The 21,923-nt window shown below is 47.8% G+C and carries 15 protein-coding genes; 11 read left to right on the top strand and 4 right to left on the bottom strand.

Annotated features, from left to right (window positions below; translation table 11 throughout):
- Positions 1-53: 53 nt before the first annotated feature.
- Complete coding sequence (locus FSB84_RS16230) at positions 54-4,883, bottom strand: T9SS type A sorting domain-containing protein (protein ID WP_130538985.1); 4,830 nt, start codon at positions 4,881-4,883, stop codon at positions 54-56.
- A gap of 338 nt (positions 4,884-5,221) precedes the next feature.
- On the opposite strand from FSB84_RS16230, the gene FSB84_RS16225 reads away from it, so the two are divergent.
- The 9 genes from FSB84_RS16225 (at position 5,222) to FSB84_RS16185 (ending at position 18,991) form a co-directional block, all read left to right on the top strand.
- Positions 5,222-5,827: an RNA polymerase sigma factor gene (locus tag FSB84_RS16225; RefSeq protein WP_158643947.1), complete on the top strand. Its 606-nt coding sequence runs from the start codon at positions 5,222-5,224 to the stop codon at positions 5,825-5,827.
- A 58-nt stretch (positions 5,828-5,885) separates the two neighbouring features.
- Complete coding sequence (locus FSB84_RS16220) at positions 5,886-7,055, top strand: FecR family protein (protein WP_130538983.1); 1,170 nt, start codon at positions 5,886-5,888, stop codon at positions 7,053-7,055.
- 305 nt (positions 7,056-7,360) lie between these two features.
- Entirely contained in the window at positions 7,361-10,777 is a 3,417-nt protein-coding gene (locus FSB84_RS16215) for a SusC/RagA family TonB-linked outer membrane protein (RefSeq protein ID WP_158643946.1), read from the top strand.
- Positions 10,778-10,788: 11 nt separating this feature from the next.
- A complete protein-coding gene (locus FSB84_RS16210) occupies positions 10,789-12,219 on the top strand; it encodes a RagB/SusD family nutrient uptake outer membrane protein (RefSeq protein ID WP_130538981.1) in 1,431 nt (476 codons plus the stop codon).
- A 27-nt stretch (positions 12,220-12,246) separates the two neighbouring features.
- The gene (locus FSB84_RS16205; protein ID WP_130538980.1) at positions 12,247-12,987 is read left to right on the top strand and encodes a hypothetical protein; all 741 of its coding nucleotides are present in this window, start codon (positions 12,247-12,249) and stop codon (positions 12,985-12,987) included.
- A 44-nt stretch (positions 12,988-13,031) separates the two neighbouring features.
- Complete coding sequence (locus FSB84_RS16200) at positions 13,032-13,955, top strand: ABC transporter ATP-binding protein (protein ID WP_130538979.1); 924 nt, start codon at positions 13,032-13,034, stop codon at positions 13,953-13,955.
- Positions 13,956-13,961: 6 nt separating this feature from the next.
- Positions 13,962-16,277 (top strand): ABC transporter permease subunit, encoded by a 2,316-nt coding sequence (locus FSB84_RS16195; RefSeq protein ID WP_130538978.1) that lies wholly within the window; start codon positions 13,962-13,964, stop codon positions 16,275-16,277.
- A gap of 12 nt (positions 16,278-16,289) precedes the next feature.
- The gene (locus FSB84_RS16190; RefSeq protein WP_130538977.1) at positions 16,290-17,579 is read left to right on the top strand and encodes a MutS-related protein; all 1,290 of its coding nucleotides are present in this window, start codon (positions 16,290-16,292) and stop codon (positions 17,577-17,579) included.
- A 95-nt stretch (positions 17,580-17,674) separates the two neighbouring features.
- Positions 17,675-18,991, top strand: coding sequence for a MutS-related protein (locus FSB84_RS16185; protein ID WP_130538976.1), 1,317 nt, complete (start codon positions 17,675-17,677; stop codon positions 18,989-18,991).
- Positions 18,992-19,112: 121 nt separating this feature from the next.
- Here FSB84_RS16185 and FSB84_RS16180 read toward each other — a convergent pair whose 3' ends face one another.
- Positions 19,113-19,754: a hypothetical protein gene (locus FSB84_RS16180; protein ID WP_130538975.1), complete on the bottom strand. Its 642-nt coding sequence runs from the start codon at positions 19,752-19,754 to the stop codon at positions 19,113-19,115.
- 24 nt (positions 19,755-19,778) lie between these two features.
- On the bottom strand, positions 19,779-20,072 hold the full coding sequence (locus FSB84_RS16175; RefSeq protein WP_130538974.1) for a hypothetical protein: 294 nt from the start codon (positions 20,070-20,072) through the stop codon (positions 19,779-19,781).
- Positions 20,073-20,352: 280 nt separating this feature from the next.
- On the opposite strand from FSB84_RS16175, the gene FSB84_RS16170 reads away from it, so the two are divergent.
- On the top strand, positions 20,353-20,718 hold the full coding sequence (locus FSB84_RS16170; protein WP_130538973.1) for a cupin domain-containing protein: 366 nt from the start codon (positions 20,353-20,355) through the stop codon (positions 20,716-20,718).
- Between the two features lie 122 nt (positions 20,719-20,840).
- Positions 20,841-21,248 (top strand): hypothetical protein, encoded by a 408-nt coding sequence (locus FSB84_RS16165; protein WP_130538972.1) that lies wholly within the window; start codon positions 20,841-20,843, stop codon positions 21,246-21,248.
- A 94-nt stretch (positions 21,249-21,342) separates the two neighbouring features.
- Here FSB84_RS16165 and FSB84_RS16160 read toward each other — a convergent pair whose 3' ends face one another.
- Complete coding sequence (locus tag FSB84_RS16160; protein ID WP_130538971.1) at positions 21,343-21,903, bottom strand: helix-turn-helix domain-containing protein; 561 nt, start codon at positions 21,901-21,903, stop codon at positions 21,343-21,345.
- Between the last annotated feature and the right edge of the window lie 20 nt (positions 21,904-21,923).

Here is a 21,923-nt window from a genome sequence, read left to right as displayed (position 1 = left end):
AAAAAGGCGCAGCCTTACCGGTTGCGCCTTTCCTGTTTTGTTGAAATCCGTACTTACTGTTTTATGATCTTCAATAATTCTTTATTATTTCCCTTTATGATTTCCAGATAATAAATGCCTGCAGGCTGTTTGCGCAGATCGATCCTGTGTTGCCATGCACCTGCGCGCTGACGATAGACCTGAACACCGGACTGATCAAGTACGCGAAGCTCATCACCAATATTCAATCCGCTCACCACTGTAAATCCATTGCTCAGCGGATTAGGTGTAACAGACAACTTCCTTGCGCCTTCATATCTCACAGAAATGATCTTTGAAAGATCGCTTCTGTTATCAAGATCCAACTGCTTCAGCCTGTAGTGATTGATGCCATTGGCCGGAGCAACATCTGTAAACTGATAATTCAGCACCGTGTTGCTGTTGCCATCTTTTGCTGCCGATGGAATAAATGCCAGTTGTTGCCAGTTGGTTCCATCAACACTACGTTCAACAGCAAAGCCCTTGTTATTGAGTTCCTGAACGGTAGTCCAGTTAAGCAGGATGCCCGCTTCAGTGCTGATGGCCTTGAATGATCCAAGTTTCACCGGAAGCAATATATTCAAAGGCTCTGTGGTGGAAACATGAATGAAAGAAGAGAAGGAAGTGATATTGTGGAATTCCACATAGTTCACTCCATCCTCAACACCGGAAGCATCAGGGGTTAATGCAGTAATGAATGGCGCTTCGAATATTCCATCATTCTGCAGATCGGCAATCACCGCATTGGCGTTACCGCTGTATTTGAGCCAGGTATTGGTGATAGCGCCGGGGATCATGCTGTTATCCATTTCCTCCTGGCTGTAATAGATCCTGATCTTCGCAGCAGGGAAAGTTCCGGCCGTTGCATCCGTTACTGTAGTGATGCGGGGCATCAGCGAAGATTCGCGGGAAGCACTCGCATAACCATAACCGGCAGGTGTGATATCAACAGTGAGATTGTTCAGATAAGCCGTTGTGAAATCAGACATCGCAGTCAGCTTTTGTGCTTTTGCAGCATCTGCATAGAAGTAGATCCACTCATTGGTGGAACAATCGGCGAAATTATCAGCCTGTGTATTTTCTGAAGGCAGCACAACTACACCTGAAGAAGCAGGGTCTACCCTTGCCAGCGTGAAATAAGAAACGCCTGCCGGGAATGTATAGTCTACCACGTAGTTACTGCCATCGACAGCTACCGGCTGGATAGATGTAATGGAGGCACCGCTGATAGTTCCGGAAGAAGACGTGATCAGCTTGTATTGCTCACAGGCTCCCACCAGCGCACCCGGTTGTAATGTATTAGGAATACTGATCCTCACCACCTGGTTCACCCGGTTGTTTTCGATCCTCCATACCCTGTTGAGATGATTGATGTTCACTCCTACACCATAATCGGACACAAGTGTGGTGTTTGCATTGGTGACGCCATTATCACCCCAAACGAGATAAGCTATATCCTGGTTGAACACGGATGTGTTGGAAATATTATCCACTGCGATTTCTCCAAGCCCAACTGTGATCTGGTCACCGGAATTCACGCTGCGCGATTGCTTCTGGTTAAGATCTTCCATTTCATCAGCACCAATACCGGCCACATTGTTATGGAAGCTGCCGCTGCCTGCGCCATCCCAGATCAGGGTCCCATCTGTAGCCTCATATTGATAAGTGGTGGTATTCCTCAACGTAACACCATATTTGATGGCGAGATAAGTATTGATCCTGACCAGTTCTGCCGGAGTAAGTTTTACATTGTAAACGACATTCTCCGCTATATCTCCGATCCAGTCTTCCGAATTGGTAGTATTACCTGCCCCGATCAGGTACTGGCTGGTAGAAGGTGTTACAGGAGAACCCGTAGCGACCTCACCGTTGCCATTCACTTCTTTCAACCTGCTACCGGTGGTACCTAACAGCCAGTGTGCGTTGGCGATCTGCATTTGTCCGGCTACAGGCAATACACTATGTGTTCCGCCCAGATTCCAGTAGTTCCAGTTGGAGCCAATCACATTCAGCGTAGGCATATTGGAAGCAAAGTCCCATAGTGTGCGGGTTCCCGTTATAGTTGTTGGTCTTGCGGCGCTGAATATAGAAGCGCCTGACCCGGTTGTATTCTGAACCAGGTCCTGGTTGCGGTAGATGGAATTACCATCGAATGTGAGCACAGGATTGAAGTTGCTGACTGCAGTACCACTGGTGATGGTTGGCTGATAAGTGGTATTGGGTTGTTGCAGGTCTTTACCGGCAATACTTTGGTCCAGCCATATGCCTGCTTTACCGCTCGCGGGCAATCCTGCATCCGCCTTTATCCACAGGGCCAGATTATTCACTACGCCTCCAGGTGCTTTTACAAAAGCAGCAAAGCGGAAGTATTCACCATCATTGATGACCACATTCTCTGCCACACTGCTGGTAACAGGATAGATACGGGTTGTAGCATCAGGGAAAGCAGGATCGGCGCTCACCAGCACATAGCTGGCATACCTGAATTTATTGGTATTGATATTCACAGACCAGCTGCTTTGCGTGGTAGCATCTGCCTTCCAGATCCTGCTGGTGAGTGCATTCAGAGGCTTGCTGGTAGCACCGTTCTGAAATGATTTGCCGGCAGCATAATTCACTACCGTGTACCCATTGGCGTTATTATCTCCTAAAACCAGGAAGCTGTTGTTACTGGCGATACCTGCATTGTTATCGTTGTTCAGCCCGGCCAGACTGCCGAGATAAACAGTGATGGAAGAATCTCCATAACTGAATGCCTGTTTCTGATAGAGAGCGGAGTTGTCATCCCTTCCCAGTCCGAAAATATGATACTGGTATCCGGGGTGATCGGCGCCTGTCCAGATCAGGGTGCCATTCGGCAAAACGTAATCCGCTTGTCCTGCGGGGTCCAGTGAAATACCATATTTGATGGCGAGATAGGTTTGGATCTTTGCAAGATTGCTGGCATCGAAATCCAGGTTGGGAGCGCCTTTGTAAACGATCACTTCCTGGATATCCCCTCCAACAAAATCTGCATTGGCTACGTCTCCGCCTACTGAATAAGTGGTGCCTGTATTATTATAGTTCAGATTGGAGAAAGTTTTTACAGTGCCGTTCCAGATCACTTTGGTGGTACCGACAGTTTTCGGCATAATATGACTGGTGATGCCATACAGTACACCCGTTTTGGTATCGGCTATCTGATTACCGGCGAGGTAATTGCCGGGCGTTCTGTTGTACCAGAGTGCATTCACCCAACTATCGATCACGCCATAAGTGGTTTGCCAGGCAGTGGAACTGTTGGCATTGATCCTCGATACCACAAAAACATGCACAGCATTGTTATCGGGAAGCTGTGTATTGATATAGGCCGGTGCAGACATTTTATCATTGGTGCCATCGAACCTGAGAGCCGGCTGGTAGTTCATGAGAAAACTTCCTCCTGCGCCAACATAGGTGGGCTGTGCTCCGGCAGTTGCTTGCGTGTGTGTGTTGCCGTTACCCGACTGATCCTGCCAACCGCTTACAGATGCACCGGGTGTTGTACTGCTGGTGCCGGCATCGGCTTTGAGCCAGCAGGCCAGGTCCTGGATCACGCCTCCCGGAGCATTGGCCGGACCTGCAAAAGTGAAATATTGTCCATTGGAGAAATCAACATCCGCATATCCGTTCACCAGGGCTATCTCAACCGGCGTACCTGTGCTGAAATCCTCACTGTTATGCACCAGCAGATGAGTAGCAGTAGTTGAAACAACATGGAGGGTGCAGGCACCGGTGACGCCTGTTTCCTGCACTTTCCAGATCCTTCCGAAATGGAAATATGGAATAGCGGATGTGAAGCTATTGGGTGAATACGGAGTTGTGAGCCCGCCCTTTCCTGCATTGTCGCCAATGACAAGAAATGAACCATCAGCTGAGGGAGGATCAATTTCCAGGGTAACCATCGATCCATCATTGATGCTTTTCGATTTCAGCTGCATCAGGGCTGAAGCATTATCACGGCCAATGCCGGTGATATCATGGTGATAGCTGCTGTTGGCAACACCATCCCAGATGGTAGTTCCTGCCGAAGAAATATAATTGTAATTGACAGCTGCGCTGCCGGGATCGGCATCGAGTGTGATGCCATACTTAATGGCCAGATAGGAATTCACTTTTGCCTGATCAGTGGGAGCTAACGGTGCATCATACACGATATTCTCAGCAATGCCGCCTTCCCAGGCTTCACCGCTGCTGGTATTACCGGCACCAAGGAAATAGTTGTTCCCATTGGTATTCACCTGCTTGTTCATTACCTGCTGAAGGCCATTGATATCCATCATGGTGCTGATAGCGATATTGTGTTGCCAATGGCTGTTGACCAGGGTAGGCTTGCCTTTCAGCAATGGCGCGCTGTGATACGCCGCTCCGCTGTGGTAAAGCAACCAGCGCCCCCCCTGCGTGTTAATGGTGGGATCATTGGCATAAAAATCCCAAAGCGTGTTGTAAGCTGTACCGCTGGTGTAGCTGGCCACAGAAAAAATAGAAGCCCCGGAATTGTCAGGAAGAACATTACCAGTGTAACGGAGGAAATCTCCGTCAAAACTAAGGTATGGATTGAAATTGTACTCCGCCCCGGCCGCTACAGCCAGTGGCTGATAAGTGGCGGAGGTGGTGGTGAGATGACGGAGACCGGACGACTGATCATTCCAGGCGGTCACTTTACCGCCGGCAACAACTGTTCCGGCATTTGCCTTCACCCAAAGTCTGAGACCGGTTGAAACGCCACCGGGACTTTGAGCATAATTACATAAATAAAGAAAAAGCAGCACAGGGATCATCAAAAAACTTCTTACAGTAGAAGCTTTTCTCCCCCTACTCAGAGGTAAGTAAAAAATGGATTTCATAATTCGGATTTATTGATGGTTTGAATAGGTATGGGACAATACATGCACAGGCCATAGCAGGTCATATGCTTGCTATAACTGCACTAATCAGGAGCTCGCATTTAAGGGAAAAAGAATAGGAGTTGCTTTTGCATTGTCTGGTACAGGCAAATGCAGAGACATGGTAACAAGTCTATTGGATTTATACCCCGGAGGGACCGGGTTTCTTGGTAGGTGCGCCAAATATACAGAAAAAACAATCTGGGTAACGACAGTTGTTAATTACTTCTACAGGTCTCCCCTCATTTGGCTTTTTTATTATAGTTTGCAAACATTAACCGCCAACCCTGTTTCAAACATTGCCGATCAAAGGTTCATACGAAGAAAAAGAATTATTGGCACGCCTTGCAACCGGCGACAAATCTGCATTTGACACCCTCTATCATTATTATGAACCGCGGTTAAGACTCTTCCTTACTCCTTTTACACGATCCGACGCACATCTGTTGAATGTTATTCTTCAGGATACTTTTGTAAAATGCTGGATCAAAAGAAATGATCTGGCGGGGATCGAACACCTGGAATATTACCTGCAGCGTATGGCAAAGAACAGGTTGTTGGATTTACTGAAACTACAGAAGATTCAATCCAATCATATCGGCCACTATGCTCAGTTACAGGAGCAATCTGTTCAGCTCACCGGCAACCAGTTACAATTAAAGGAATACATGAGCATTGCTCGCCGGGGCATCGATGCACTGCCGGAGCGCCGTCGTGAGATCTTTTCCCTCAGCGTGTTCGACGGGTTGTCTATTGATGAGATCGCCGGCCGCATGAACCTGTCTAGAGAAGTAGTAAAGAAACAATTGCAGAAAGCCAGGACCTTCCTGAAAACATATATCGCTGAAAAAGGCGATCTGCCTGTAATAGTAGGTGGACTGATCATCGGCTCACTCCACAGCTAAAAAAAATTTTCACCTGCCCGTCCCCTCCCCTTACCGGCAATCGTTTTATAAAGCCGGTATGATCAATAAAGCAGAAATATTATCCCGCTACGCATTGCGCCAGGTGAGCCCTGAAGAGCAACAAGCCTTTCAGGAATGGATGCAGACACTGGATCAGCAGGAGTTCGATGCGCTGATCGATGAATACGCAGCCATCGTGGCAACATTGCCCGATCTGAATGAACTCAGCAACCCGGAACTATTGCGTTCCATTCACCAGGAGATAGCCATGAAAGAATGGGAGAATACAGAACAATCCGTTCCACGCATCCCCATCTGGCGCAGTTGGCGGGCTGCAGCGGCCGCCATCATCATACTTGCTTTATCGGCCACCATTTTCCTCAGGCTTCGCAACAACAGTGATCAACAACTGGCAGAGAGAAGATCAGTACCTGCCCATGAGATCGCACCCGGAAAATCAGGTGCTATCCTCACGCTGGCAGATGGAACAAAGCTGGTACTCGACAGCATGAACAATGGCGTACTTGCAGATCAGAATGGATCATACGTATCGATGCAGGATGGGCAACTCAAGTATAGCCCATCCGATTCTAAAGCAGAAGATATTGCCTACAATACCATGTCAACGCCCAGGGGCAGGCAGTTCGAGATCACGCTGCCGGATGGCACGCATGTATGGCTGAATGCCGCCAGCTCCATCCGCTATCCTACAATCTTCTCAGCCAAAAACAGGAAAGTGGAACTCGAAGGCGAAGCTTATTTTGAAGTAACTAAAAATGCAAAGCAGCCTTTCATAGTGAATGCAAGCAACAAAGCCAGCATCGAAGTATTGGGCACAAGCTTCAATATCAGCGCCTATGAAAATGAAAAGAGCCTGAATACCACTTTGATCGAAGGAAGTGTAAAAGTGAATGGCTCTGTTATTAAGCCCGGCCAACAGGCACGTGTAACCGATGCGCTGCATATTATCGGTAATGCAGATATCGATAAGGTGATGGCCTGGCAGCGCGGCTTCTTCAACTTCGAAGGCGCTTCACTGGAAGAAGTGATGCAGCAACTGGAGCGCTGGTACGACATCGATGTGTCATACGAAAAAGGAATTCCAGGAATCGAATTCGGCGGAGAGATGAGCAGGAATATGACGCTCAACGGCGTATTGATCGCTCTCGAGAAATCGGGTATCCGTTACCGTTTGGATGGGCGAAAACTCATCGTGTTGCCCAAATAGGGCTAGATGAAATTTAAGATGATACCATAACAATAGCAGAACCTTTCCTTCATGAATGTCCGGTGGAATACCGGCAACCATTAGCCTTCCTATTATCTTAACCGGGACCAATAAAAAAGCCGGAAGTGTTCGTGGCACTCCCGGCGACAGTTTCGTTGGCCCCAACCAGGCGATTATCCCTTATTGTTCACCACCAAAACTTACCCAAAGGTATGCAAAAAATTGCTTCCGGGTCAGGTTCAAACCCGCTCGCACCTTACAGTGAGCGGGGAAGACGAAGCCCCATCACCAAAATTCTGCTGGTTATGAAATTAACCGCCCTGCTTTTGACCCTCACTTTCTTACAGGTACATGCCGAAGGATCCGCGCAAAACGTGACGATCTCCGGAAAGGATATTCCGATAAAGCATGTATTCAACGCCATCAAACAACAAACAGGTTATGTTGTGTTCTACAATAAAGAGATCCTGAACAACACGCATCCTGTTACGCTCACTGCTTACAATATGCCTTTGCAGGAATTACTGCAAATGGTTTTCAAAGATCAACCGGTGAGCTTCATCATACAGGAGAAGACCATCATTCTTTCGCATCTTACAGCAACTGCACCACCTGTATATGAACACCTCCTCATCGATGCACCAGCTGTATTCGGGCGCATCATCGATGCAGAGGAGCAAGCCATCCTGGATGTGAGCATTCGCATCAGGGGCACCAAAAGAGGCACCACATCCGGAACAGGCGGACGTTTCTCGCTGGAAGTAAAAAACGGTGAAGTGCTCGATATCTCTGCCGTAGGCTTCAATCCTATTGCCATCCGGCTCAATGGAGAAGAATTTGAAACAATTACTGCTGACCGTTCTTCTGCCCTTCCGCAGCAACCCGGCTATACAGAAGGTATTAAACGCAGTCAGCTGCTGATCACCAATCAACAAAATGTACTGATCAAACTCACGCGCTCCAATTCCATACTCGATGAAGTGGTGATCATCCCTTACGGCAAAACATCCAGACGTTATGCTACCGGCAATGTCACCAGCATCAAGGCCACAGAAATAGAAAGGCAACCCGTAATGAACATTTTGCAGGCGCTGGAAGGAAAAGTACCCGGCATGTCTGTCAGCACCATTACCGGCAATTCCGCCGCCCCCATCAAAGTGGAGATCAGGGGAAGATCTTCCATCAATGCAGGAGCATTGGTAGAACCATTGTACATCATCGATGGCATTCCGCAAACCAGCCTTGAAATAGGCCCCTATACAAAGCGTGGAGAGATTTCAACCGGCGCTATTCAAAGCGGCATGGTGAACACGCCGGGCGAAAATCCGCTGCTCTTCCTGAATCCCCGCGACATCGAGAGTGTTGATGTGATGAAAGATGCCGATGCCACCGCCATCTATGGTTCACGCGGCGCAAACGGCGTGATCCTCATCACCACCAAAAAAGCGAAATCCGGTCCTACCCGTTTCAATATGGCCATCAACAATGGTATTCTCACTGTGCCCAAAAGAGCAAAATTGCCGGGCACGCCTGAATACCTCGCTGTCAGACGTGAAGCATTGCGCAACGATGGCGTACAACCCGGCAGGTACAATGCACCCGATCTCACCTACTGGGACACTACCCGCTATACTGACTGGCAGCGCGAGCTCATCGGCACCGGCAATGTTCTCTCTGTAAACGCACGCGTATCCGGCGGTATGGCGCAAACTGCTTACAGCATTGCTGCCAATTACCAGACCAGGAAAGAGATCATGAACAATGGCAGCAAGAACAATGTGGGCGGACTGCGACTGAACCTGAGCCATACCAGTCTCAATCAGAAGTTCCAGGTAGATGCAGGCGCAGCTTTCAGCCTTACAGACATCAATGCCTACCGGGTGGAAAACCCCATGTTCCTTCCTCCCAATGCTCCACCGCTCTATGACAAGAATGGCGACTTCAATTTCGAACCTTACAGGGAACAATACATAAGCGGCTTCCGTTTCACCGGCCTGAAAACACCCAGTGAAAGTAAGTCCACTTTCATGAACATGAACATCAGCCTGCGTTACGAATTGATCAGAGGACTCACCTTATCCTCCACTGCAGGATACAATATCACGCAGAACAACAATGCGATGTTCATGCCCGCAGCAGCTTACGATCCGGCTTTCCCCCGTCCCGCCCAGGCTGTATTCGGCACCTCAAACAATAATAACTGGACAGTAGACCCGCAATTACAATACACCACACTTTTCGGAAAGGCCAATCTGAGTGTGCAGGTGGGCGCCACCATCCAGCAGGCTATTGCGAGAAGCAATACCACTATAGCAATGGGTTTTCCCAACGATAACCTTATCAGAAGCATCAACAACGCCATGGCGAAAGAGAGTACCGATTCACGCGCCGATTACAAATACAGCGGCGCTTACGGGATCATCAATTTCCGCTGGGACAATCGATATATCATCAACCTGAGCGGAAGAAGGGATGGTTCGTCCAGGTTTGGTCCCGGAAGACAGTTCGGTAATTTCGGATCGGCAGGGCTTGCCTGGCTCGCTTCCGATGAAAAATGGATGCAGAGTGTTTTACCCGACTGGATCAGCTTTCTCAAATTCCGCGGCAGCTATGGCATCACCGGAAGGGATGCGGGTACTGATTACGGTTATATCACCCGCTGGGCCAGCGCTTATGATATCAGCAACTTTGCACAGAGAATATACGACTACAATGGATCGCCCGGCTTCCATATTGCCAGGTCCATCAACCCGGAATATGGTTGGGAAGGCACCAAAAAACTGGAAGTTGCCGCCAGCCTCTCCCTGTTCAAAGACAGGCTCACCTTCGACGTATCCTGGTACAGCAACCGTAGCGGCAATCAGATCACCGGCGTAAACACACCTTCCTATACAGGATTTTCGTCTGTTACCGCCAACTGGGATGCAGTGGTGGAAAATTCCGGACTTGAGTTTTCTTTGAACAGCAATGTTCTTCAAACAAAGGACTGGAATATCAGGCTCAACGCCAATATCGGCAGGAACAGGAACAAACTGGTCAGGTATCCCGGGTTCGAATATTCTTCTTACGCCAATTCCTATATCATCGGGAAGCCACTCACCATCAACTATCTCCTGCACTATACCGGCATCGATCCGCTCACCGGCAATTATACATTTGAAGACCGCAACAAGGATGGCAAAGTGCAGGCCGGAAGCGGTGCGATCCCCAGGGATGCCAGTGACGACCGATATATCGAATTCGATCGTGCACCCAGGTTCGAAGGAGGTTTTGGCGCTACGGCCAGCTATAAAAACTTTTCACTTTATACCCATTTCGTATTCAAGAAAAGTATGGCCCAGGATCCATTCCTCAACCTGGTAGTGGGCTCCATGAATAATTTCATGCTGCCCGATGAAGTGAAGAACAATCACTGGCAACAAGCAGGCGACAAGGCCCTCTATCCCAGGTATACCGCCACAGGTAATCTTGGCTATCTCGGCGCTTCCGACGGCGCCTTCGTGGATGGCTCCTATCTGAGATTGAACACACTGAGCATCGCTTATGATCTTCCTGCCAAATGGCTGCAGCGGATCAGGATGCAGGGTTGCAGGCTTTCTGCCGAAACCCAGAACCTCTTCGTGATCACTTCCTACAAAGGCATCGATCCCGAAGTACAAAGCCTCAGCAGCTTCACGCCACTCACCAGAGTGATCACCACCACACTCACCCTCAACTTCTAAACAACGTTCATATGTATACGATAAAATATTCTCACTGGCTGTTTGTTTTGGCGCTGACCGCTCTCATGGGCAGTTGTAAAAAACTGGTGGAGATCGATGCGCCGGTAGACACTGTTACTACCAGCCAGGCTTTTGCCGGTAATAAGGAAGCTGACTGGGCCGTATCGGCGCTGTATTCCAAAATGATCAACGGATTCACGGCAAACCTGATCACATTGACAGCTGAAAAGAATTTCTCTGCCGGGCTTTGCACTATCCTTGGCGGACTTGCCTCCGATGAGTTGCGCTCGCAATTGGACGATGAAACATATCTGTTCTTCAACACCAACAAGCTGACCGTATTCAGGGCGGGGGCCAGCATAGATCTCTGGGGCTCCGCCTACAAAGCCATCTTCGATGCCAATGCCATTATCGAAGGCATCGCTGCTTCAGAATCGGAGTATCTGACCGACAGTACAAGAAGACAACTGACAGGAGAAGCGCTTGCCATCAGGTCTTTCGCTTATTTCAACCTGGTCAATTTCTTTGGCGACCTGCCCATGCCCCTGACCACCGACTTCAATAAAACGGCCAGGCTCACCCGAACTCCTGTGGCTAAAGTGTACGAACAGATCCTGGCCGATCTGAGGCAGGCTATTCCCCTGCTTCAAACGGATTATACTGCCGGAAAATCCGAGCGTGTACGCATCAACAGGTGGTTTGCAGAAGCGCTGCTGGCCAGGGCCTGCCTCTTTGCCGGCGACTACCAGGGCGCTATCACCAGCGCTACCAACGTGATCGGACAAACGCTGTTCTATCAACTGGACGACCCTTCCAACGCTTTCCTGAGCACCAGCAAAGAAGCCATCCTCCAGCTCAAACAAAACAATATCAGCATGCTCGGCAACGCCACTCCGGAAGGATATGTGGTGGCTGTCAGATTCAGGTTGAATGAACAACTGGTGAACAGTTTTGAAGCAGGCGATAAGAGAAAAGCTGCCTGGATAAAACAGTCAGACGATATCTTTCTGCCCGCCAAATACAAGATCGGCAGCACCAACCCATATGATTCCCCGCTGGAATATTATGTGGTGATGCGCCTGCCGGAACTCTACCTGATCCGCGCAGAGGCCAGGATGCTCTTGTCTTCTTCCAACACTACCGACGCTATCGATGACCTGAATAAACTGCGGGAAAGAGCGAATGCCACCCTGCTTCCAACCGATCTTTCTGCGGAAGAAGTTACAGCCGCCATCGCAAAGGAAAGACAACTGGAACTGTTCGCTGAATGGGGCCATCGCTGGTTCGATCTCAAACGCACAGGCAAAGCCTCTGAAGTGCTCTCTGTTCTCTCTTACAAAATGCCCTGGGATGGAGATCATCAATTGTTGTACCCAATTCCATTGAACGATATCAGGGACAATAACAACCTGAAGCAAAATCCAGGATACACCAATCTCTGATTCTCCCATCACCTTAAAAAAGTTCATATGCGCATCTACAATATCAACTACCTGCTATTACTACTGCTGACAGTAGTGGCAGGCGCCTGCTCCAAACAAAAGACGCCGGAAGAAAGTCCGGCAACAGTGATGCTCTTCAACGCACTGGAAGATGGCATAACCATAAGAGCGAACCTGAGTGGCCAACATCCCATTCAATACAATACAGCATTGCTGCTGCCTCCGCGTAATCATACAAAGATCCATTCCAAACAAGCCGTTCAACCTTTTGCCTTTTATGCATCAGCAGACACGATGCCGAAGGATGAGCCTGTATGGAGTGGCGACCTCACGCTGCAAAGCGGGAATATTTACAGTCTCTTCCTTTACAGCGGAGCGCAGCAGGCAGAAGCGCTGTTGCTGGAAGAAAAGCTGCCTGGTTTCAGTAAAGACAGTGTTACCTATGTACGCTTTGCCAATATGAGCAATGGTCAGCCAGTAAGTGCTAACATACAGGGTAAGCCCCATGGATCATTGATCAGCCAACTGGATTTTAAATCCGTATCGGCTTTCATCCCGCTGCCGGCAGACATGTCGGTTTCAAATTATGTATTTGAAATACGCGATGCCACAACAGAAGCATTACTGGCTGCTTACACGGCAAATTCCATCGGGGATTATTCCAGCATCAATAATTTCCTCCATAAGCCCATGACCCTGGTGCTTACCGGTAAACGTGGAGGTACCGGAGAGAACCTGCCGAAACTTAATTTCTTTCCCAACTATTGACCCGCCCCTGAAAAACGATTCATAAAAAAGCTGAACACAATACCATGAGTGCATTATTAAAAGTAGAAAACCTTTCACACCGTTATGCCACTGCCTGGGCGATCAGGGATATCAATATCGAGATCAATCAGAAAGGCGTGGTGGGTTTGCTTGGCTCCAACGGAGCCGGCAAATCCACCACCATGAACATCATCTGTGGTGTACTGAACCAAACCGAAGGCGAAGTGTATGTGAACGGCATCGATAAAAGAAAAGATCCCAGGGGCGCCAAACGAGAACTGGGCTTTCTTCCGCAAACGCCGCCATTGTATGCAGACTTCACCGTGAATGAATACCTCACCTACGCCGCTACGCTTCGCTTCATCGAAAGAATAAAGATCAAAAGCGCTGTAGAGGAAGCAATGGAAAAGACCGGCATCACGCATTTCAGCTCGCGCCTGATCAAGAATCTCTCCGGAGGTTACCGGCAACGGGTGGGTATTGCTCAGGCCATCATTCACAAGCCAGGAATGGTAATACTGGATGAGCCCACCAATGGCCTCGATCCCAACCAGGTGATCGAAGCAAGGAAACTCATCCGTGAGATCGCCAATGACCACCTCGTATTACTGAGCTCTCACGTGCTTTCCGAGATCAACCTGCTCTGCCGCGAGATCATCATGATCGAAGGAGGGAGGATCGTGTTCGCCGATTCCATCGATGCCTTCAACAGCTATGCACAACCGCAAACCATTTTTGTGAAGATGGATAACCTGCCTGCTGCATCCGAGCTGCAAAGAATACCCGGCATCACCAAAGTGGAAGCAGTATCACCCAATAGTTGTCATTTGTACTTCTCCGGTAGTTCAACCATTACACAAACGATCATCCGCACCAGTATTGAAAACAACTGGGGCCTCTCCGAGATCAGCCTGGAAAAATCGCTGCTCGACGATGTTTTCAAACAATTGTCTCACTCACAACAATAATCCATCATGTATATCATTTTCAAAGTGGCGCAGGCAGAACTGCGCAACCTCTTCTATTCCCCTATCGCATGGTTGCTTACGGTGGTTTTCTTCGTGCTCTGTGCCGTTCAGTTCACAGCGCCGCTGGAAACTTTCAGCCGCATACAGCAAATCATGCAGGAATCCGACCCTGATTGGAAAGGATTCAATTCCGGTATGAGCTGGGGTGTTTTTGCCGGCAGTTACGGTGAAATGGTAGACAAGCTCTATCTCTTCATTCCCCTGCTGACGATGGGCATCATCAACCGGGAATTGCAAAGCGGGTCCATCAAGCTGTTATACTCGAGCCCCATCCGCACACGCGATATCGTTTTCGGCAAATACCTGGCGCTGGTAGTATTCAATAGCATCCTCATCTTTTTTGTGGCCATCTTTCTTACTACAGGCTATTTCTCCATTGAACATGCAGAATGGAAATGGTTCCTGTCTGCCATGCTGGGCATTTTCCTGCTGGCGAATACCTATGCTGCTATCGGTTTGTTCATTTCTTCCCTGACCAGCTACCAGATCGTGGCGGGCATCATCACTTTTGTTGTATTCTTTGTGCTCTATGCCATCCAGAATCTCTGGCAGCAATATGATTTTGTAAGAGACCTCACCTGGTTCCTGTCGCTTTCCGGAAGAACTTCCAATATCCTGGGAGGATTGATCACCACCCGGGATGTTTGTTATTTCCTGCTCATTATCGTACTGTTCCTCGCATTCACCCTGATCAAACTGAAAAGCACGCAGGAATCCAAACACTGGCGTGTTGCCTTCAGCCGTTATCTCGGATGTTTTCTGGTGGTGATGGCACTTGGCTATCTTACTTCCCGACCGGGTTTGATCGGTTATCTCGATATCACCAACACGCAACAGAATACGCTGAACCCCGCTACCCAGGAAGTATTGAAAGAGATGGACGGATCTCCGTTGACCGTAACACTATACACCAACCTGCTGGGTAAAGCCGTGAGGGCCGGTTTTCCGGAACATCGCAACAAATATGTATGGCATTTCTGGGAAAACGTGATCAGGTTCTATCCTAACATTAAGCTGAAATATGAATATTACTACGATGCACAGGATGGCGACAGCGCTTACCTGAAGCAGTTCAATGTAAAGACCCTGGACGAAGCTGCGGCCAGGATGGCGGAGTTCTTCGACATAAGGCTTTCTCTTTTTCAAAAGCCCGCTGAGATGCGGAAAAAGATTTCACTGAAAGAGGAGAACTACGGCCTTGTGATGCAGTTGGAATATAAAGGCCGAAAAGAATTTCTCAGGACCTTTTCCGATACCAAAGTATGGCCTGATGAGAACCATATCTCAGGCACCATCAGGAGGCTGACCAGGGATGCTGTACCGGAAGTGCTTTTCACTACCGGGCACTACGAAAGAAATCCCTACAAAGGCGGAGAGCGGGAATTTGCGAACCATACCGCCAATATCGAATCGAGAGGTGCACTCATCAACAAGGGCGTGAATACAGATACTGTGAACCTGCTACACCAGGATATCCCTTCAACAACGGATATGCTGGTGGTGGCCGATCCCCGCTCAGCCCTTGAACCGGTGGAACAACAAAAAATTCTTTCCTGGCTGGAAAAGGGCGGCGATGCCATCTTCTATGCAGAGCCCGGCAAACAGCAAATGCTGAACCCCATTCTCCAGACACTGGGTGTGACGTTGGAAGACGGCACCATTGTTACTCCCAACCCACATGAAATGCCCCATTATTTCCTGGGCATAATTACCGATACCGGCTCGAACCTGGCCGATGAGCCTGCCTTGTACGATTACCGGACCACCCGAAGAATGAAATATGGCATCAAGCATATGGGAGGAGGCCACCTGAACTATGACACCAGTAAAGGTTTCCGGATCGAGGCGATACTCGATGCAGAAGGCATGAAGAACAGGTGGATCGAAAAAGGCAATCTGGTAGTGGATTCTGCCGCGCCCATCTATGCACCGCAGGAAGGCGATGTAAAAAAAGAGAAATATATCACCGGCGTGAAACTTTCCCGAATGGTGAATGGACAGGAACAAAGGATCGTTGTAGCCGGCGATGCGGATTTTATGTCGAACAGGAATGAACATGGTGGCCCCTTCTACAATGCCGCCTATAGCTGGGCATTGAACAATGAATATCCGGTATACCACAACGGCATTTATGCCAAAGACCTGTTCCTCACTATCGGTAAACAAACAGGAAAAGCGCTGAAGCCTGTATTCGTGTACATCATCCCCTCTATCATTTTGCTCACCGGCATCATCCTGCTGATCCGCAGAAAGCGAAAATAAAAAAAGAGAAAAATGTTATTGCAAACAGATGAACAAACCATCGAAGATCTCCGCTTATTCTCCAAACGCGATCAACCGGGCATCTACGATATCTATAACAATACCTCAACCCGTGGAGGCGAAGCCGTGCTGGAACAACTGTTCCGGCACCCGCTCGCCGATAAGGAAGCCATCACCAAAAGAGCAGGTATCATATCCACGTTTGCCAGCCTGGATACAATATTCCCCTTTCAGGCAGGCATGCTGGATACAGTGGAAAAATATATGTCACATGCCGAAGAAAAAACAGATGGACAAAAAGCTGCACTGGGAGAAAAAGAGATCGGCAACGGCGTAACAGGCGTGATAGAATTGCTGCACGCCGTCAGAGATTTCGTGAACAACGGAGATATACAACGCATTCCTGAACTGGAGAAGGAAAGGACCACTATCAGCGTGCTGCTGAACGCCCCGGCATTCGCTCCCGTTTTCAATGAACAACCGAAAAGCAAGCTGTCCTATGCAGCCGTCACCGCTTACGACCTGCTTTTCCGCAACCGAGAAAAAGAAAAGATAAAAGAAGTGCTGCGCTTCATTTACGATATAGATGTGTATATCTCCGTTGCGCAGGTGGCCAATAAACGGAAATTCATTTTTCCGGTTACCCACCCCAAAAGAACAGGCTTACTGAAACTGGAAGGGGTATATCATCCGGAACTGAAGGATCCCGTAGCCAACAACCTTACGATGGACCATTCGAAATCCGTTGTGTTCCTGACAGGCGCCAATATGGCCGGCAAAAGCACTTTTCTGCGCTCTTTTAGTACTGCCCTGTACATCGCACACATGGGGTTTCCGGTAGCCGCCCGCGCCATGGATTTTTCGGTTATGGATGGACTTTACACTACCATCAACCTGCCGGATAATCTCGGGATCGGGGCCAGCCATTTCTATGTGGAAGTTTTGAGGGTGAAAAAGATGGCCAGCGAGCTCAGCCAGGGTAAATCATTGTTCGTGTTGTTCGATGAATTGTTCCGTGGCACCAACGTGAAGGATGCACATGAAGGCACAGTGGCCATCACCCACGCTTTTGCCGGGAAAAAGGACAGTATGTTCATCATTTCCTCACATATCGTGGAAGCAGGTGATGCATTGAAACAAAAACCGAATATCGGTTTCCATTATTTGCCCACAAAGATGAACGGAAATGTTCCCGAATATACGTATACGTTAGAAAAAGGCATTACCGATGACCGGCATGGCATGATCATCATCCGGAATGAAGGCATTTTGGAAACATTGAAGAACGGAAAAAAGGAATGAGCTCAGGGTGTGTCAGGAGAATAAGCACAGGGTGCGCCCAGTCGCTCGCCTCCGGGGAGTGACTGGCGGCGCCCCGACTTTTTAAAATATATTTTATGAATTTTGTTATCGATAAGCAATCCCAGGATGAATTGAACCTGCCCGGAAAATTCCGGCAGGGATCAGTGTATTTTCTTTTCAATACCGTCAAAACCCGTGGTGGCGAGCAATTGCTGGATGAATTGTTTAAAAACCCATTGACAGATGCACAGACCATCAACCAGCGCACAGCCATTTTCAGCTTCTTCCAGGATGCCCGGCTCCAATTCCCTTTCGATGTGCAACAGGTAACCCTCATGCGAGAATATACCGATGCCGGCTACGGCAACAGCCTGCCCGCCACCTGGTTCAATACCATCCTGAAGAAAACCCTGTCTGCACTCACCCGCGATGAACGCTACAAAGCCATGATCCAGGGACTGCAGGCCACTATCGTAACCCTCAAGAAATGCTATGCATTCGTAACGGAACTGGAAGCATTGGGCGGTCCATTTGCCAGCAGGATATCCGGCGTCAAAAAGATATTATCAGCGCCCGCATTACAGGAATTGCTGAACGTGGATATCTATCAATCCATTTCACTCAATACCATTGCCCGTTATGATCACCTGTTGCGCAACAAGCTCAACCAACCAATTGGAGACATCCTTCGTTTCATTTCGGAATCCGATGTATACATCGCAGTTGGCAATGTGGCCGCTGCAAAAAACTTCACTTATGCGAAGGCGTTACCACGCGAAGCCAACACCCTCAAAGCAATGGAGCTCCGCCATCCCTGCATAGATCACGCCATCGGGAATGAGATCGAAATGAGAGCAGGAAACAATGTGATCTTCCTCACCGGTGCAAACATGGCCGGCAAATCCACCTGGATGAAGAGCATCGGCATTGCCATGTACCTGGCGCATATCGGGTTCCCGGTACCAGCGCAGCACATGGAATTCTCCATCCGCGAAGGAATTTACTCCAGTATCAATGTGGCCGACAATATTGGGCTTGGTTACAGCCATTTCTATGCAGAAGTAGTGCGCGTGAAGAATGCCGCCGATGCCACCGCCACAGGGAAACATTTACTACTGATGTTTGATGAACTGTTCAAGGGAACGAATGTGAAAGATGCTTACGATGGAACTTTGGCAGTTACTGAAGCATTTTCGGAATATAAGAATTGCCTGTTCATTGTGAGCACCCATATCATCGAAGTGGGAGAAGCATTGAAAAAACTGAACAATGTGCAGTTCACATTCATGCCTACCGTAATGAAGGGAATGGTGCCTCATTACACATACAACCTGGAAAAAGGAATTACGGAAGACAGGCAGGGAATGATGATCATCAGGAATGAAGGCATTCTCGATCTGATCAGCTCCTGAGCTCAACCTGCGCCTTTTATACTCTGTAATGATCCCGATATCCCCAAAACAATAAAGCCTTCACGTTCTGGTGAAGGCTTTATTGTTTCGAGGGTCAGACAGTATTGTAAGGTAATGGTCTTTATTGTTTCGACAGTTTGGTCCTGGCATTCTGCACAGCCAGTTTCTTTTTATCTATCAACTCTCTTTTCAAGAGGAGATTATTCTGGATCTCCAGAAGCTTATCATCAATATCCTGTCGCTTTTTTTTCAAATCGGTTTGTTCATCCAATAACTGGCTGTAATATTTTTCTTCTTTGGTGATATCATCCATCTGATTGGATATATCTGCATTATCCGAATACCTGTTTGCGTCGCCTGTGAAAGATTGAAGGAATGTTTTTACTTGTACAGTGAGGGTACTATCAAAGCTGCCATGCGTAAAGTTCCTGTTCTTTCTGGAAACTGCCATGTACACGACGCTGGAATTGTACGGCCCCTTATCAACCTTCGTATAGATGTCTATTTTTTCAGGACTTATTTCAGGGAATACAACATCCTTATACATGGCTACATTATTGACTATTCTTTCCTTCAAACCTGAGCGCTCCAGGCGTAGCCTCAATGCTTCTCTCGCTTCCTTTTCCGGACGCTCAACAGACATCATTACAGTATGCCTGTTCTCTTTATTGAACATTACAGAAGTATCGCTGGTTTGCGACAAAGCAACTGAGGTAGGGAAGCAGGCAACTGCCAAAAGCAGTCCTGTTCTTATTTGTTTCATTTTTGGAATATGTTAGATTACTCTCTAATTCGTTTTAGGTCTGAGTTTGCTCTTGGCTATGTATACATTGTGGCCTTTCTTATCCACCCAGTAATATTTGGAATGCCTGTCGATATATATTTTTTGACCATTGGGGCCAACTTTATCTTTATACACCTTATCTACCAGCGTAGCTTTCCCTTTTACAGCAATTTCTGCTGTTTTATTCGCGGATTTTTCAACAAACCCTGTTGTGTCTTTTTTCGCTTTGCTCTGTGCGTTTGCCGAACAGATCACCACAACCATCAACAACAGGATTAAACCAAAGACCTTTTTCATAATTTAAATTCTCCTGCAGCAAAGGTCAGTTCATTTACCAGCACGTACGTTATACAATTTGCATTATATGTAGCAACATTCACACATTGCACCGCCGGCCAGGCAATGTGTGAATTATATAAAAGCAAAATGGAATTCGATAACGAATGCTATTCTCCGTCAATCTACCTTTAATCAGGTTTTTCATAGGATATTGGATTATCTAAACGGGCTGGATTTCTATCCTGGCCCTTCAATTAAAACTGCCCTCTTACTGACTCAATGAATCAAACTTTACGCTATGGATAGTTCCACAGAAGATAATGCGCCCTCCTATCCTGAACTGGAAAGGTCTAGAGCGCATATCATTGTAGAGATCCTCGAATATGTACCCAATTCCGTGGGAATAAGAACCATTATCAGGAAATCAACGGGTGATATCAGTATGGTTTCCTTTGATCATGGCGAAGGGTTGAAGGAAAAAACGAGCCCTTTCGAAACCTTCGTGCAGGTGATCGAAGGCAAGGCAGAACTTGTGATAGACAAACAAGTGATTCTGTTGCATACCGGTGAAGGGATCATAATTCCCGCACATGCGCCCAATCATATCGAGCCCAATGGCCGGTTTAAATTGATACTTACCACTATCAAAAGTGGTTATGAATGACCAATGAATCAACCAGCAAATTACCATTCACCTATTTCTTATAATGGCCACGATGAACGAACAACTGCTACCGGCGAGAGTCGGTCAGTTGTTATTTCAAACCAGCTTTAAAAATCAGTAGCATGATCAACATAGAACAATTCCGGATCGGTAATTATGTGCTGGTAGATAGTAAGCTACGTAAAATATGCAGCCTCAACAATAATGGAAATGAGGAAGAAAAACTGATTGGCTTTGAGCAGGACGGCGATGTACAATTTGAAAGTGCAGCCTCCGACAGGTTGGAAAATGTAAAGATCACCGATCAGTTACTGGTGCTCCTGGGTTTCACTTTCCATCCGCATTTCAGGTTATGGCAACACCAACGGCCTGAGAAAACCTATTCCATCGAATTGGACAATGATTATTTTCCACTGGATTTTGCTCATCATCCAATCGTTCAGCACATGCTCCATTTGCACCAGTTACAAAATCTTTTCTTCAGCATCCAGGGGACAGAACTGGCTTTTCAGCAAAAGCATCAGTCATAAGGTGGTCACAGGAAGATAACATAGAGGCCAATGGCAAGCGGAATTAAAATGGATGCTTTCAAATACGATTTCCAGATGCCGGTTTCCCTTAGCATTACAGCTCGTCCAGCATGTTGCGTCTCTGGGATTTGATCTGTTTGAAATGTGAAGGAGTGAGACCGGTTACTTTTTTGAATTGGGCTGACAAATGAGACACGCTGCTATAATGCATCCGGAAGGCAATTTCTGAAAGTGTGAGCTCATTGTAGACCAGCAATTCCTTAACCCGTTCGATCTTGTGTGAGATAATGAATTTTTCGATGGTAGTGCCCTGCACTTCCGAGAACACATTGGCCAGGTAAGTATAATCGTAGTTCAATTGCCGGCTCAGGTATTCAGAGAACTTTACCCTTAGCGGCTCCTCGGAGTAATGCACCAATTCGATAATCACCTGTTTGATCTTCTGGATAAGCATGCTTTTTTTATCGTCCATTAGTTCAAGTCCGGATCGTAACAGAACAGACCGGATCTCTTCCCGTTGTTCCGGGGTAATGGTTTCAAGAATTTCCGCTTCTCCGAGTTCAACTACAATACAATGAACCCCAAGTTTTGTCAATTCATCCCTCACCACCATTTTGCAACGAATGCACACCATATTTTTTATAAAGAGTTTCAAGGAGATCCGTGTTTATGCAG

Source organism: Pseudobacter ginsenosidimutans (assembly GCF_007970185.1).
Lineage (GTDB): Bacteria > Bacteroidota > Bacteroidia > Chitinophagales > Chitinophagaceae > Pseudobacter > Pseudobacter ginsenosidimutans.
This window is presented reverse-complemented; position numbering and strand designations above follow the sequence as displayed.